1 protein-coding gene is annotated in these 317 nt (G+C 70.0%); it reads left to right on the plus strand.

Translation table 11 applies throughout. The annotated features are described in order from the left end of the window. Positions 1-317 (plus strand): helix-turn-helix domain-containing protein (locus SACPADRAFT_RS34590; RefSeq protein ID WP_040924351.1); only part of this gene is annotated, 317 nt, incomplete at both ends.

The raw sequence follows: 317 nt of genomic DNA on the forward strand, positions 1-317 counted from the left end.
CGTTGCGGCACGAACGGCGGGTACGCGGGACTCGGTGGCGGCGCCTGGAGGCGGGTCGGCAGGCCTTGTTGGTGCTGGCCTACCTGCGCAAAGGCGAGACCTATGCAGACCTGGCGGCCGGGTTCGCGATCGGTGTCACCACGGTGTTCCGCTATATCCGCGAAGCCCTGGGCGTCTTGGCCGCCCGCGCGCTCGGACTCACCGAGGCGATCGCAGTCGCCGCGCGCAAGGCCTTCGTCATCCTCGACGGCACCCTGCTGCGCATCGACCGGGTCGGAATGGCCACGGGCCGGGACCGCCCGTACTACTCCGGAAAA

The sequence above is a fragment of the Saccharomonospora iraqiensis subsp. paurometabolica YIM 90007 genome (genome assembly GCF_000231035.2).
GTDB lineage: Bacteria > Actinomycetota > Actinomycetes > Mycobacteriales > Pseudonocardiaceae > Saccharomonospora > Saccharomonospora paurometabolica.